The following is a 14618-nucleotide window of genomic DNA, read 5'->3' as shown; positions in this document are numbered from 1 at the left end:
GAAACCCGCCACAAGATGGGATTTCTTTAAAGGGCCGTGGGAGATGACCACGTTGATAGGCCGTAGGTGCAAGGGCAGCGATGTCCGTAGCCGAGCGGTACTAATTGCCCGTATGCTTGCGCATTGCCCCTCGGCAGTTCTTTATATATCAAAACACACTTCTTGCTTCTTATTTGACCGGTGCCCGGCACCGTCCCAACATATGTCATACTTAAAGCATTCCTCCTTATTTTGGGGGTCCTGGACCGAGTCCGGGATAAAATCTAGGTGGCCATGGCGACGGGGCCCACCCCTTTCCATTCCGAACAGGGAAGTTAAGCCCGTTTGCGCCGATGGTACTGCCACACCAGGTGGGAGAGTAGGTCGCCGCCTTCCTTGACCCTCCTTAGTCTTACGGCTTCGGAGGGTTTTTTTATGCCTAATGTTTTAAAATAAAAAACTCCCAAAAGAAAATTTCTCTTGGGAGCTTTTATAGGTAGGTTGGTTATTTAAATATTTATATTCTTGGTAAATCTCCTTCTCCTTTCAATGGTAAATCTGATTTTCCCATTAAAAAGGCATCCACATGATGTGCGGCTTGCCTTCCTTCAGAAATAGCCCAAACGATCAACGACTGTCCCCTCCTTTGATCTCCAGCTACAAAAACTCCAGGGACATTGGTTTGATAGTCTCGAATTGAGGCATTGATATTGGTTCGCGGATCCATTTCCAGTCCTAACTGATCAGCTATTGTTGTTTCGGAACCCGTGAATCCTAAAGCCAACAAAGCCAAATCACATTCCCATTCCTTTTCAGTTCCTTCAACTTCCTTTAGTATTGGCCGCTGCCCCGGAACTTTTTCCCAAACTATTTCAGCGGTGACCAAACCTTTTAGATTGCCCTTGTCGTCACCGACAAATTTTTTGGTGGATATGCTAAAGACCCGTTCGGCACCTTCTTTATGTGATGTGCTGGTTCGCAAACGCATGGGCCAAAATGGCCAAGGTTGATCTTTAGGTCGATCAGGGGTCGATTTTGGCATTATTTCAAAATTCGTCACGGAAACTGCACCATGCCTGATAGAAGTTCCAATGCAATCTGAACCGGTATCACCTCCACCGATTACAATGACCTTTTTGCCTTTTGCTGTAAGCTCTTCACCTTCATAGGGCAAGCCATCAACTTTTCGATTGTTTTGTGGAAGAAAGTCCATAGCCTGAACCACTCCCTTCAATTCAGCTCCCGGAATAGGAAGTTGTCTTCTTACCGTTGCACCTCCACAGAGTACGATAGCGTCATATTCCTCTTTAAGGTCATTCGCTTTAACATCTACACCAACATGAACGTTGGTTTTGAAGATAATTCCTTCGCGTTCCATGATTTCCAAGCGTCTATCAATGATATGTTTTTCCATTTTGAAATCTGGAATGCCATATCGTAATAATCCGCCAATTTTCTCATCACGTTCCAAAACCGTCACTGTGTGCCCAGCTCTATTGAGTTGCTGCGCAGCAGCCAAACCTGCTGGACCAGAACCAACAACTACAATCTTTTTCTCAGTTCTTTTTGAGGGAGGCACTGGCTGTATCCAACCATTCTTAAAAGCGGTCTCGACAATATTTTTTTCAATATTTTCTATGGAAACAGGATCTTCATTGATGCCAAGGACACATGCTTCTTCGCAAGGTGCGGGACATAACCTTCCTGTAAACTCAGGAAAATTATTGGTAGAGTGCAATATCTTGGTTGCTTTTTCCCATTTACCTTGATAAACGGCATCATTAAAATCGGGAATCAAGTTTCCCAAAGGGCAACCGCTATGGCAAAATGGAATGCCACAGTCCATACAACGAGCTCCTTGATTTTTCAACTCACCTTCCTTTAAGGGAAGCGTAAATTCCTTATAGTTTTTGATTCGCTCTTTAACAGGTGCATAGGCTTCATCCTTCCTGTCGAATTCCATAAATCCAGTCGTCTTTCCCATGGCTCAAATTATAAGGTTTGTAATTTTTCTTTTTCCAATCGAATCAAAGCTTGGCGATATTCCTCAGGGAAAACTTTGATAAAGTGCGGCAAATACGCTTCCCAGTTCTCTAGAATTTCCTGGGCCAAAGGACTTAATGTAGCGTTGTAATGATTCTCGATCAGTTCTTTAAGTTGAGCAATATCGTTGTCCTCTTCAACCGCTAATAAATTCAATGTTTCTCCATTGCAACGCTTCTCGAAGGTCTTGTCCTTGTCGAAAACATAAGCAATTCCCCCACTCATACCGGCTCCGAAGTTTCTACCTACAGAACCCAATATAACGGCAACACCTCCTGTCATATATTCGCAACCGTGGTCTCCAATACCTTCAACTACAGCTTTTGCACCGGAATTCCTCACGCAGAAACGTTCTCCCGCTTTACCGTTAATGTACGCTTCTCCTGAAGTTGCTCCGTACAGGGTAACATTTCCAGTAATGATATTTTCCTCAGGTTTTATGGTGGATTTATCCGGTACTTTGATAACAAGCTTAGCTCCTGAAAGACCCTTACCCAAGTAGTCGTTGGTATTTCCATTAACCACCATAGTTAATCCTTTAGTGGCAAAGGCACCTAAACTCTGACCTGCGGATCCGGTAAAGTTTAACTTTAGCGTATTATCTGGAAGACCGTCGGCACCATAGATTTTTGAGATTTCATTGCTGATGATTGCTCCTACCGCTCTATCAGTGTTGTATATCGGGAAATCCAATGAGGTCTTCTCCTTTCGGAACAACGCCGGGTGAGCTTTGGCTATGATATCAAACTCGATCGAATTTTCTATGCCATGAACTTGATTTTCACAATGATGGTACTTGGTTCCTTCGGGAACATCGACCTGATAAAGTATTGGGCTCAAATCGATGCCTGCTGCCTTGTAGTGTTCTATAGCCTTTTTTCTATCCAATTTTTGTACTTGACCGACCATTTCGTTAACAGTTCTAAAACCTAACTTGGCCATTATCTCCCTTAACTCTTGTGCGACGAAGTACATGTAGTTTACAACATGTTCGGGCTTTCCTTTGAATTTTTTACGAAGTTCAGGATTCTGTGTTGCAATTCCGACCGGACAAGTGTTCAAGTGACATACCCGCATCATAATGCAACCAGAAGCTACCAATGGAGCTGTAGCGAAACCAAATTCTTCTGCACCAAGAAGACAGGCTACGGCAACGTCCCGACCTGTTTTAAGCTGTCCGTCGCATTCTAAAACCACTCTATTTCTCAGATCGTTCAGCACCAAGGTTTGTTGTGCTTCTGCGATTCCCAACTCCCATGGAAGTCCGGCATGTTTTAAGGATGTCAAGGGAGATGCTCCGGTACCACCGTCAAATCCTGAAATCAGGATAACATCAGCCTTGGCTTTTGAAACACCAGCGGCTACCGTTCCAACACCAACTTCTGACACCAATTTTACGTTGACTCTTGCATCCCGGTTAGCTGATTTAAGGTCATAGATCAACTGGGACAAATCCTCAATAGAGTAAATGTCGTGATGCGGGGGTGGGGAAATCAACCCAACATATGGGGTAGAATTTCTTGTTTTGGCAATTGCAGGATTCACTTTTGGGCCTGGCAACTGTCCACCTTCTCCCGGTTTAGCCCCTTGGGCCATTTTAATTTGAATTTCCTGGGCATTGGTCAAATAGTTGGATGTAACTCCGAATCGACCGGATGCTACTTGCTTGATCGCACTGTTTTTCCAGTCGCCAGTTTGATTTTTATAGAAACGAGCCGAATCCTCTCCGCCTTCTCCCGAATTGCTCTTTCCTCCGATTCGGTTCATGGCAATCGCTAGATTTTCATGGGCTTCCTTACTGATGCTTCCATAGGACATGGCCCCTGTTTTGAATCGCTTTACGATTTCAGTCCAAGGCTCCACTTCCTCAATTGGAATAGGGTCATAGTTCGAAAACTCGAACAATCCCCTAATTGTCATTAGATTTTTGGATTGCTCATTAACCAATTCGGAGTACTCTTTATAGGTCTCCGGCTCGTTATTGCGTACCGATTTTTGAAGTTTGGCAATGGTCAATGGATTAAACATATGTTTTTCTCCATCCCTTCGCCAACGGTACTCTCCACCAATCTCTATATCAAGATTGGCCGCTAATTCCTGGGTTTTAAATGCTTTTTTGTGGCGTTTGGCTATCTCCTTTTCGATCTCATACAAGCCGATTCCCTGAATACGTGTTGGTGTATTTGGGAAATATTTATCCACAACTTTGGTATTTATACCAATACATTCGAATAATTGGGAACCTCTGTAAGAATTCAATGTCGAGATTCCAATTTTGTTCATCACCTTCAAAATGCCCTTACCTATGGCTTTGTTATAGTTTTTGATGGCTTCATCAAAGGTGTATTCTGTAATATCGTTTTCCTCAATCTGCTCTCCAATAATCTCATTCACGAGATAAGGGTTGATGGCACTGGCACCGAAGCCGAACAAAAGAGCAAAATGGTGTACTTCCCTTGGCTCTGCAGATTCCACAATAATGCTCAATTTTGAACGCTTACCCATTTTTCTGAGCCCGCTGTTCACAAAGGAACATGCCAATAATGCCGGGATGGCAGCCATTTCGGTGCTTATCATTCTATCTGAAAGGATAATTATGTTTGCACCCTCGTCTATGGCATCGGAAGCTTGTTGTAATATGGAATCCAACGCTTCTTCAAGCCCATTGTGGCCTTTGCCAATTTCATATAGGATTGAAATGGAGACTACCTTGTAATCTGGACTTGCATCGTGATTTTTTATCTTGTCCAAATCCTCTTTGGAAATTACTGGATTTTGGATTTTAAGCTTTCTGCAGTGCAGTTCGTTGGTCTCAAAAATATTTTGATCACTTCCGAGTGTGAGACTGATATCCGTTATCAATTCCTCTCTAATACCATCCAGCGGAGGGTTGGTTACCTGTGCAAACAGTTGTTTGAAGTAATTATAGATCAACTGTGGCCTTTCGGACAATACGGCAATAGGGGTGTCTGAACCCATGGAGCCAATAGGTTCCTTACCGTTTTTGGCCATGGGAAGAATAATGGTGTTGATATCTTCCAGGGTGTATCCGAAGGCGGCCCTTCTGGTTTCAATGGGGAATTCTCCATAAAAAACTGGACAATCGTTGTATGGAATATCCCGAAGGTGAACCAAATTGTTCTTCAACCATTTTTTGTACGGATGTTTTTTTGCAATGGATTCCTTAATTTCCTCGTCATTTACAATTCTTCCCTCTTCCATGTTTACCAGGAACATTTTTCCAGGCTCCAATCGACCGTGGAATTCAATGTCCTCGGGCTCTAAGTCTACAACACCTGTTTCTGAGGACATGATTACGTAGCCTTTTTTGGTCACAGAGTAACGAGAAGGTCTCAATCCGTTCCTGTCCAAAACGGCACCAATGTAGTTTCCATCAGTAAACGGAATTGAAGCCGGTCCATCCCATGGTTCCATTACGCACGAATTGTACTCATAAAAGGCCCTCTTTGATTCGGACATTTCAGTATTTTTTTCCCATGCTTCCGGTACCAACATCATCATTACTTCTGGAAGGGAACGCCCTGTCATCAACAAAAGTTCGACTACCATGTCCATACTTGCCGAGTCTGATTTACCAGGCAGCACAATTGGCAGAATTTCTTTGATTTCCTCACCGAACCAGTCACTTTGTAACAATTCTTCCCTAGACCTCATTCGGGAAACATTTCCCCTGAGCGTATTGATTTCACCATTGTGGCACATATACCTAAAGGGTTGTGCCAAATCCCATGTAGGGAAAGTATTGGTGGAAAATCGTTGGTGGACCAAGGATAGACGGGTTACCACGCGTGGATCTAGAAGGTCTTCGTAGTATTTGCTAATATCTTGTGGGACCAAAAGGCCCTTAAAGATTATTATTTTGGTCGAAAGGCTGGGCAAATAGAAAAATTGACTTTGGGAAAGCTTACTTTCTATGATTTGGTGCTCCGTAATCTTTCTGGCAATAAAAAGCTTCAAATTAAACTGGAAGTCGTCCAGCTTATCGGCTTTTCCAACAAAAATCTGCTTTACAAAAGGCTCAGTTTCCGCTGCTATTCTACCAGGTACGGAACGATTTACGGGAACATCACGCCATCCCAGAAGTTCCAAACCTTGGTTTTTGATATTTTCCTCAAGTTTTGAGATGCAGAAATCCCTTTGATTTTCTTTTTGGGGTAAGAACACATTACTTACCGCATATTCTCCCGCTTTGGGTAACTTGAATTCACATACATCGGCAAAGAAATCATGGGGGATATCAATTAAAATACCAGCTCCGTCCCCAGTTTTACCATCGGCACTGACAGCTCCTCGATGTTCCAGTTTATCCAGAATTTCAAGGGCCTTATGTATAATATCATTGGACTTAATTCCTTTAAGGCTACAAATAAAGCCTGCACCACAGTTGTCATGTTCAAATTCGGGTAGATATAAACCTTGTTTCTCTAACTTCATCATTGTGATATTTCCTCAAAAATATCATTTCTGATGTATTAATTATAAGGTTTTCAATCTATTGCAATTAATTCATCAACGTTTTGGCTGAAAGGTTAAAAAATATGCAAATTCCAAATTTGAACGATGCATAATTGTCATTATCTCAAAATGAGATAGCCCAAAGTAAATTTAGAATGCTATATAGGGGGTGTTGGATAATATTGATAGAATATCCCCAATAAAATTTAAAATTTAGGGGGTGTTTGGAAAAAAGCAACGTTTTGTTCGCGAATACCCCTATGTATTTTAGGGGTGATTTTAATTAGAATGAACCTAATCTTTTAAAATGCTTCTGGAAATAACGATTCTTTGAATTTCTGAGGTTCCTTCGTAGATCTGAGTGATTTTGGCATCACGCATCATTCGTTCCACATGATAGTCTTTTACAAAACCATTTCCACCGTGTATTTGCACGGCCTCCACAGCGGTCTCCATGGCGACCTCAGAGGCATACAGTTTTGCCATTGCTCCAGAAAGAGTGTAGTCGTTTCCAGCATCTTTGTCACATGCTGCCTGGTAAACCAAATGACGGGCTGCTTGGATTTTCGTATGCATATCCGCAAGTTTGAAGGCGATTGCCTGATGATTTGCGATTTCTGTTCCGAAAGCTTTACGTTCCTTAGCGTATTTCTTGGAAAGTTCGTAGGCCCCTGCAGCGATGCCCAAAGCTTGTGCGGCAATACCAATTCTTCCTCCAGCCAAGGTTTTCATTGCGAATTTAAAACCGAATCCATCCTCGCCAATGCGGTTTTCCTTGGGAACCATGACATCGTTGAACAACAAAGAGTGGGTGTCACTTCCCCTTATGCCCAATTTGTTCTCTTTAGGGCCAATTTCGAAACCTTTCATTCCTTTTTCCACGATAAGGGCATTGATGCCCCTATGTCCTTTTTCCACATCGGTTTGGGCAATTACCAAATACACTTCCGCTATAGCTCCGTTCGTAATCCAGTTTTTGGTCCCGTTTAAAATATAATGGTCTCCTTTGTCGATGGCCGTAGTTTTTTGGGAAGTGGCATCACTACCAGCTTCTGGCTCAGACAAACAAAAAGCACCGATAATCTGACCAGATGCCAAAGGGGTCAAATACTTTTCTTTTTGCTCCTCAGTTCCATAGGTTTCCAATCCCCAGCAAACCAAAGAATTGTTTACGGATACCATAACCGAGGCCGAGGCATCGATTTTTGATAATTCTTCCATAGCCAATACATAAGCAAGGGTGCCTAATCCACTACCTCCATATTTTTCATTCACCATCATGCCCATGAAACCCAGTTCTCCCATTTTTTTCCGTAGATCCACTGGGAATTTTTGCGCATCATCGCGCTCAATGACACCGGGTAGGAGTTCATTTTGGGCAAAATCTTTTGCTGATTCTTGAATCAATAATTGCTCTTCGGTAAGTGTAAAATCCATAAAACTGAGAAATAGATAAAAATGGAGTACAAATATAGCTTTCCGATACGATATTATTAAAGAATCTGAGGAAAAAATGAGAATGATTTAACGGATTTTAGCTGGTAATATCCCGGAAAATGTTTTTTACTTTTTTGAAACAGAAGATTATGTTTGAAAACTCATTTTGAATATCTTTAGCACAGACTGCTACTGAACAAAATATTTTTCAACTAAATAACCAACTAACATGGAAACTCTACTCATTGCCATCTTTGTAATTGGATATCTCGCGATTACCTTAGAACATAATCTAAAAATTGATAAGCTTATCCCCGCTTTAGCTATGATGGCTATACTATGGGCATTGATGGCTTTTGGGATAGACGGTTTTACTACGTGGTTTGACTCTGGGAAACATGCTTTGATGGAGGGGTTTGGTCAGTTGGGACACGAAGATAAAATGCATATGTTGGAGGAAACATTGCTCCATCATTTAGGAAAGACCTCCGAGATTTTGGTCTTCCTGTTGGGTGCAATGACCATTGTTGAGATTATAGATTATTTTGATGGGTTTGCGACCATCAAGACTTTTGTAAAGACCAAAAGCAAAAAGAAGATTCTATGGATTTTTGCCTTTTTGGCCTTTATTCTCTCTGCGATCATAGATAACCTTACAGCGACAATTGTTCTGATTTCAATCTTGCAAAAAATTGTAAAAGACCGAAATGTAAGGATATGGTATGCCGGTCTTATTATTATTGCTGCCAACGCAGGTGGAGCTTGGTCTCCGATTGGTGATGTTACCACTACGATGCTTTGGATTGGCAATAAGGTAACTACTGCCAAACTTATTGGGTATCTGCTTATCCCGTCACTTTTTTGTATGCTTATCCCCACGTTTATTGCTTCTTTTCTTCCGGCGTTTAGAGGTGAGATAGAAACCGAGAAAGACAACGGCCCTAAGTCCAAATTTGGGCCAAAGATGCTCTACTTAGGTCTTAGTGCAATTGTGTTTGTACCTGTTTTTAAGACCATTACCCATCTACCTCCTTATGTCGGAATGATGTTATCCCTAGCGGTTGTGGCAACATTTGCCGAAATATACAGTAGTTCTAAAATAGCGATTTCGTCTGTGGACCCTGAGAGTGATGCGGAATCACACCATAGTCCAGTTCATAGCGCCTTAACAAAAATTGAGCTTCCTAGTATCCTGTTTTTCTTGGGGATTTTGATGGCCGTGGCTGCATTGGAATCTCTAGGGCTTCTGTTCAATTTTGCCGAAGGATTGAAGCAGGGCACACCGTTGCTTGGAACCGAGATTGCAGGGACACAAATTTCCGACCTGGTTGTAATCGCGCTTGGTTTTGGATCTGCAATCATCGATAATGTTCCGTTGGTGGCAGCAAGTTTAGGAATGTTCTCTGAACCTATTGATGATCAACTGTGGCACTTTATCGCCTATTCTGCAGGTACAGGGGGCAGTATGTTGATTATTGGTTCAGCTGCTGGTGTTGTAGCTATGGGAATGGAAAAAATCGACTTTTTCTGGTATCTTAAAAAAATAGCATGGTTGGCCATGGTAGGTTTTATTGCAGGTGCCATTTGCTTTATCATAATGCGATATTTCTTCTAAAAAATACTTTAGCTCAAAAATCTCCGTTATTATTGCAACTTAAATTGGGGATTTTATATGATTATTTTTCAAGATTTAGAAGAAGGGGCCGAATTGGGAGCAGCCATTTCGGAAGAGAAAACCCTTTCTGTTATTGATTTAATTGTCAATGGAGGTACTGGGAGTGTTGTGATTATCATGGTACTTTTTGTACTCCTGTTTGTTGCACTCTACATCTATTTTGAACGAATTTTTGCCATAAAAGCAGCATCGAAAATTGACAAAAACTTCATGAACCAGATTCGTGATCACGTTATGAACGGTAAATTGGATGCTGCCAAAATTCTTTGTGCACAAACCGATTCTCCGGTGGCTCGCTTAACAGAAAAAGGCGTGTCCAGAATAGGAAAACCTTTGGACGACATCAATACTGCTATTGAGAATGCAGGTACCCTAGAGGTTTATAAACTGGAAAAAAACGTGAGCGTTTTGGCGACAGTTGCTGGAGCAGCACCAATGATTGGGTTTTTGGGAACCGTAATTGGTATGATTTTGGCTTTCCATGAAATGGCCAGCAGCGGGGGACAGGCCGAAATGGGATCACTTGCTTCAGGAATATATACTGCAATGACCACTACGGTAGCTGGATTGGTAGTGGGAATTATAGCATACATTGGCTATAACCATTTGGTAAACCGTACCGACAAAGTGGTTCACAAGATGGAGGCCAATGCTGTGGAATTCCTCGATTTATTGAATGAGCCTATCTAGATTTTCGATATGAAATTGAAAGGAAGAAATAAGGTAAGTCCAGAGTTTAGCATGTCGTCAATGACAGATATTGTGTTTTTATTATTGGTGTTCTTTATGTTAACCTCAAATGCTCCGAATGCGTTGGATTTATTATTGCCAAAGGCAAAGGGGAAATCGACCAATACGCAAAACGTTTCAGTGACCATTAATAAGGACCTGAAGTATTTTGTGAACAATGAACAGATTAGTAAAGAATACATTGAAATTGAATTAAAAAAGGCACTTGAAGGACAAGAAAAGCCTACAATTATCCTTAGGGCGGAAGAAAATGTGGCCATAAAAGAAGCGGTCAACGTGATGGACATTGCCAATAGGAACAGTTACAAGGTTATCTTGGCTGTGCGGCCAAAATAATGTCATTTTTAGATACGAGACACAAGAAAAAATCTTTCACGCTTACAACACTACTATTGAGCGTGATATTGCTATTGCTTTTTTATATTGGATTGACTTACATGGATCCACCTATAGAGAATGGCATAGCCATTAACTTTGGTACCATGGATTTTGGGAGTGGTAAGGTCCAACCCAAAGAGAAAGTGCGTTCAGAACCAAGAAAGGTTGAGCCAAAACCGGTTGAACCTGTCCAAGAGCAAGTAGTACCCAAGCAAACCGCTCCGGAGGAACCCGTAGAAAAGGTTTTGACCACTGATAACGAGGAAACCATAAAAATCAATCAGCAAAAAGAAGCGAAACGCAAAGCCGACGAAGCAGCCAAAAAAGCCAAAGCCGAAGCGGAACGGATTGCGAGGGAGAAAAGAGAAGCTGAGGAGCGTAAAAGGCAAGAACAGGAAGCGAAGAAAAAGAGCCTTGATGCGTTGATTGGTGGAATTGGAAAATCAGACGGAAAGACCACTGGCAGTGAGGGAGACGATAATAGGGCTGGAGACAAAGGGAATCCCGATGGAGATCCTTATGCAACCAGTTATTATGGAAGTCCAGGCAGTGGTAGCGGAACAGGTGGATATGGACTCAATGGACGCTCTTTGGTCAGTAAAGGTAAAGTGCAGCAAGAATGCAACGAGGACGGACGTGTTGTGGTACGAATTGTTGTTGATAGAAACGGAAGGGTGATACAGGCAACCCCTGGGGTAAAGGGGAGTACCAATACTGCTCCTTGCCTGCTGGAACCGGCACGAAAAACGGCATTCCTTCACAAATGGAATTTAGATTCCAAGGCACCATCACAACAGATTGGTTTTGTTGTTGTCAATTTCAAGCTAGGCCAATAATCCTATGACTTATCAGGAAACTTTGAATTGGATGTTTCAACAGCTTCCAATGTACCAACAAAAGGGGGCTGAGGCGCTTAAAAACAAGCTGGACAATATTCTTCTGTTTTCGGAAGTATTGGATAATCCGCATAAAAAATTCAAAAGTATACATGTTGCTGGTACCAATGGAAAAGGTTCAAGCAGTCATATGTTGGCTTCAATACTCCAAGAAGCTGGCTTTAAGGTTGGATTATACACATCTCCACATCTTAAGGATTTTAGGGAGCGAATACGCATCAATGGGACTCCAGTGTCCGAAGAGTTCGTTACTGCCTTTATTGAAGGGTATAAACCTTTTTTGGAGCAGCACACCCTTTCTTTTTTCGAAATGACGGTAGGAATGGCTTTTTCCTATTTCGCCGATGAGAAAGTGGATATTGCCATTATCGAAGTTGGTCTGGGGGGGAGATTGGACTCTACCAACATCATAACCCCTGAAGTTTCGCTGATAACGAATATCGGATTGGACCACATCCAAATATTAGGGGATACCTTGGAGAAAATCGCTTTGGAAAAGGCTGGGATCATTAAAAGAAATGTTCCGGTGGTAATTAGCGAGACCCAGTCAGAAACGGAAGGTATTTTTAATATCATTGCAGCCCAAAAGGGAAGCAAAATTGTTTTTGCAGATCAACTTGCCCTTAGTGACTTTGAGACGGATTTGCTGGGAGCCTATCAACAGAAAAATATAAAAGGAGTGGTTGCCGCAGTTGCCGAACTGGAAAACTTCGACATAACGGAAGAGCACATAAAAAAAGGGCTTCAACATAGCGTAAAAAACACGGGGATACTAGGTAGATGGCAAGTTTTAGGTGAAACCCCAAAGGTAGTTTGTGATACTGCGCATAACAAAGAAGGTTTGCAAATTGTATTAAAACAGCTTGAAGACTTAAAAGCGCAGAAAGTTCACTTTGTACTTGGTTTTGTAAATGATAAAAATTTGGAGGATGTTCTCGGTCTCTTTCCGGAGCAAGCGGAATATTACTTTGTAAAACCGGATATTCCAAGGGGCATGGAAGCTGGGGATTTATGGGAGATGGCTTCTAAATTCGGCTTGAACGGCGAAGTTTTTAAGAATGTGAAAAACGGATATGAAGCTGCTTTGGGTGAGGCGAATGAGAGAGATGTTGTGTACGTGGGCGGGAGCACGTTTGTTGTCGGCGAAGTGCTTTAAGCATATAACTTATTAGATTATAGTCCCAACATATCAAAAAAGGTTGCTTTATAGCTCTCTCCTATAGGAATTCTAATATCGTTGATCACTATCCGGTTGCGTTGTACGGTTTTGATACAGGTTACATTCACCACAAAAGATTTGTGTACACGTAAGAACTGATTCGATGGTAGTCGGTCCAAAATCTCTTTAAAGCTCATCAAGGTAAGTATAGCCTTGTTGGAACCGGCAATATGAACCTTTAAATAATCCTTTAGGCCTTGAATGTACTCTATTTCATCTAGATTTATCTTGACACTTTCGTATTCGGCCTTTACAAAGATGTAATTCTGTGATTCGTTGGTTTCGCCATATGAGGGAAACACATTCTTATCGGTTGGTTTCTTTTTATAGGTTAAAATCTCCTTTGCCCTTGACACGGCCTTAATGAATCGATTGTAGGGAATGGGTTTCACCAAATAGTCCACTGCATTCAAATTAAATCCTTCAACTGCATATTGGGAATAGGCCGTGGTGAAAATGAACATAGGTCTGTTGTCCAAGGATTTGATGAAATCAATTCCGCTGATCTGTGGCATATCAATGTCACAGAATATAAGGTCCAATTTCTTTTCTTTTATAGTGGAAATCGCCTCCAGTGGGTTGGTAAAAGTACCTTCCAGCTCAATAAAATCCATTTTTTTGCAATACTCAACCAAGACATCAATGGCCAAAGGTTCGTCATCAATAATTATACAGGTCATAACTTCTTCAATTTATAAATACAGGTCTAAGGTCACCGAGTATGTTTTGCCATCGTTTTTTACTTCCAATTGATGGGATTCCGGATACAGCAGGTTCAATCGGTTCTTTACATTCTCTAGGCCAACGCCTGAGCTTTTCTTTTTTTTCCTATACGTACCTATTTTGTTTTCAACATTAAAATGTATTGACCCATTTTCAATACAAAGGTTTATTTCCACATGAGTTTTTCCTTCATAATCCGTCCCATACTTGAATGCATTTTCTATAAACGAGATAAAAAGCAAGGGAGGGATTACTTTATGTCTGTCCTCTCCAGATATTTTCAGTTTGACATTGACACTGTCCGACAAGCGCAATCTTTGCAATTGGACATAATTTTTTATGTATTCCAGCTCCTTTCTGAGCGGCACCAGGTCCTTGTCCGCCTCATACAGCATATATCGCATGAGTTCAGATAAGTTGATTATGGCCTCTGAGGTGTCCTTGGAGTTTTTTGCCGATAAGGAATAAATGGCATTCAGGGAGTTGAAAAGAAAGTGGGGATTTAACTGTGTTTTTAAAAATTGGAGCTCGGAATTCGCCTTTTCATTTTCAACCTTTATTCTCAGGTCCTCATTTTTTCTCCATTCATTATAAACCCTCAATAAAGCACTAACGAAAAGTGGAGCACTTAGGATGGCCATAATGATCAATTGATTGAAAAATGGATTGGCCCTTAGCTTATAGACTCTGTTAAAAGGCGGTTTTGGAAACTTTGAGGGCATCGGGAACTTTGCGGAATACTCCGTAAATCTTGCTGGATTTGGAGGATATCCCAGATTAATTGCAAGACCTACCACCGTGATTAGCAAGAGACAAACCAATACATAGGTGAGCGTGGTTCTTTTGAGCAATATTTTTGGGACGAGAATGAAATAATTGAAATAGAAAAGAAGCATTATTGCAAGGAACCGAATGGGCATGCCTTGGGGCAATCTTCTGAATTCAAAGATGTAGGGGAAGAGAAAAAACACACAAAAAGATGCCCACAGGAAAAAATGGATCAGAAATTGGTTAAGATGTTTTTTTCTGAAATACATTGTCG

Annotated in this window: 10 protein-coding genes and 2 rRNA genes; 7 read left to right on the top strand and 5 right to left on the bottom strand. The window is 41.5% G+C overall.

Annotation, left to right across the window (positions count from 1 at the left end; translation table 11 throughout):
- Positions 1-124, top strand: a 23S ribosomal RNA gene (locus ACULLH_RS11225); the annotation flags it as partial.
- 139 nt (positions 125-263) lie between these two features.
- A 5S ribosomal RNA gene (gene rrf, locus ACULLH_RS11220) occupies positions 264-375 on the top strand.
- A gap of 121 nt (positions 376-496) precedes the next feature.
- On the opposite strand, the gene ACULLH_RS11215 is transcribed toward rrf, so the two are convergent.
- From ACULLH_RS11215 to ACULLH_RS11205, 3 genes are all read right to left on the bottom strand, one after another.
- Positions 497-1963, bottom strand: coding sequence for a glutamate synthase subunit beta (locus tag ACULLH_RS11215; RefSeq protein ID WP_454088823.1), 1467 nt, complete (start codon positions 1961-1963; stop codon positions 497-499).
- 8 nt (positions 1964-1971) lie between these two features.
- The gene (gene gltB, locus ACULLH_RS11210; RefSeq protein WP_454088835.1) at positions 1972-6477 is read right to left on the bottom strand and encodes a glutamate synthase large subunit; all 4506 of its coding nucleotides are present in this window, start codon (positions 6475-6477) and stop codon (positions 1972-1974) included.
- Positions 6478-6792: 315 nt separating this feature from the next.
- Entirely contained in the window at positions 6793-7935 is a 1143-nt protein-coding gene (locus tag ACULLH_RS11205; RefSeq protein WP_454088822.1) for an acyl-CoA dehydrogenase family protein, read from the bottom strand.
- Positions 7936-8164: 229 nt separating this feature from the next.
- Between ACULLH_RS11205 and nhaD the strand changes: the two genes are divergently transcribed.
- From nhaD to ACULLH_RS11180, 5 genes are read left to right on the top strand one after another with little or no spacing between them, the layout of a single operon-like run.
- Complete coding sequence (gene nhaD / locus ACULLH_RS11200; protein ID WP_454088821.1) at positions 8165-9550, top strand: sodium:proton antiporter NhaD; 1386 nt, start codon at positions 8165-8167, stop codon at positions 9548-9550.
- 57 nt (positions 9551-9607) lie between these two features.
- On the top strand, positions 9608-10300 hold the full coding sequence (locus tag ACULLH_RS11195; RefSeq protein WP_454088820.1) for a MotA/TolQ/ExbB proton channel family protein: 693 nt from the start codon (positions 9608-9610) through the stop codon (positions 10298-10300).
- Positions 10301-10309: 9 nt separating this feature from the next.
- A complete protein-coding gene (locus ACULLH_RS11190; protein ID WP_190809701.1) occupies positions 10310-10696 on the top strand; it encodes an ExbD/TolR family protein in 387 nt (128 codons plus the stop codon).
- The gene (locus ACULLH_RS11185) at positions 10696-11574 is read left to right on the top strand and encodes an energy transducer TonB (RefSeq protein WP_454088819.1); all 879 of its coding nucleotides are present in this window, start codon (positions 10696-10698) and stop codon (positions 11572-11574) included. Before ACULLH_RS11190 ends, ACULLH_RS11185 begins: the two co-directional genes overlap by 1 nt.
- Positions 11575-11578: 4 nt before the next feature.
- Positions 11579-12790: a bifunctional folylpolyglutamate synthase/dihydrofolate synthase gene (locus ACULLH_RS11180; protein WP_454088818.1), complete on the top strand. Its 1212-nt coding sequence runs from the start codon at positions 11579-11581 to the stop codon at positions 12788-12790.
- Between the two features lie 17 nt (positions 12791-12807).
- Here ACULLH_RS11180 and ACULLH_RS11175 read toward each other — a convergent pair whose 3' ends face one another.
- Entirely contained in the window at positions 12808-13533 is a 726-nt protein-coding gene (locus ACULLH_RS11175; protein WP_454088817.1) for a LytR/AlgR family response regulator transcription factor, read from the bottom strand.
- A gap of 12 nt (positions 13534-13545) precedes the next feature.
- Positions 13546-14613 carry a sensor histidine kinase gene (locus ACULLH_RS11170; protein WP_454088816.1) on the bottom strand — a complete coding sequence of 356 codons (1068 nt, stop codon included), beginning with the start codon at positions 14611-14613 and terminating at the stop codon, positions 13546-13548.
- Positions 14614-14618 lie beyond the last annotated feature (5 nt).

The organism is Flagellimonas sp. 2504JD4-2 (assembly GCF_053642935.1).
The sequence above is the reverse complement of the archived record's forward strand: the minus strand, read 5'-3'. Positions and strand labels throughout refer to the sequence as shown.

What these genes read in the sequence shown, in the direction of transcription:
- ACULLH_RS11215 (WP_454088823.1), bottom strand. Translation starts at nt 1,963, where the DNA reads ATGGGAAAGACGACTGGATTTATGGAATTCGACAGGAAGGATGAAGCC.
- gltB (WP_454088835.1), bottom strand. Translation starts at nt 6,477, where the DNA reads ATGAAGTTAGAGAAACAAGGTTTATATCTACCCGAATTTGAACATGAC.
- ACULLH_RS11205 (WP_454088822.1), bottom strand. Translation starts at nt 7,935, where the DNA reads ATGGATTTTACACTTACCGAAGAGCAATTATTGATTCAAGAATCAGCA.
- nhaD (WP_454088821.1), top strand. Translation starts at nt 8,165, where the DNA reads ATGGAAACTCTACTCATTGCCATCTTTGTAATTGGATATCTCGCGATT.
- ACULLH_RS11195 (WP_454088820.1), top strand. Translation starts at nt 9,608, where the DNA reads ATGATTATTTTTCAAGATTTAGAAGAAGGGGCCGAATTGGGAGCAGCC.
- ACULLH_RS11190 (WP_190809701.1), top strand. Translation starts at nt 10,310, where the DNA reads ATGAAATTGAAAGGAAGAAATAAGGTAAGTCCAGAGTTTAGCATGTCG.
- ACULLH_RS11185 (WP_454088819.1), top strand. Translation starts at nt 10,696, where the DNA reads ATGTCATTTTTAGATACGAGACACAAGAAAAAATCTTTCACGCTTACA.
- ACULLH_RS11180 (WP_454088818.1), top strand. Translation starts at nt 11,579, where the DNA reads ATGACTTATCAGGAAACTTTGAATTGGATGTTTCAACAGCTTCCAATG.
- ACULLH_RS11175 (WP_454088817.1), bottom strand. Translation starts at nt 13,533, where the DNA reads ATGACCTGTATAATTATTGATGACGAACCTTTGGCCATTGATGTCTTG.
- ACULLH_RS11170 (WP_454088816.1), bottom strand. Translation starts at nt 14,613, where the DNA reads ATGTATTTCAGAAAAAAACATCTTAACCAATTTCTGATCCATTTTTTC.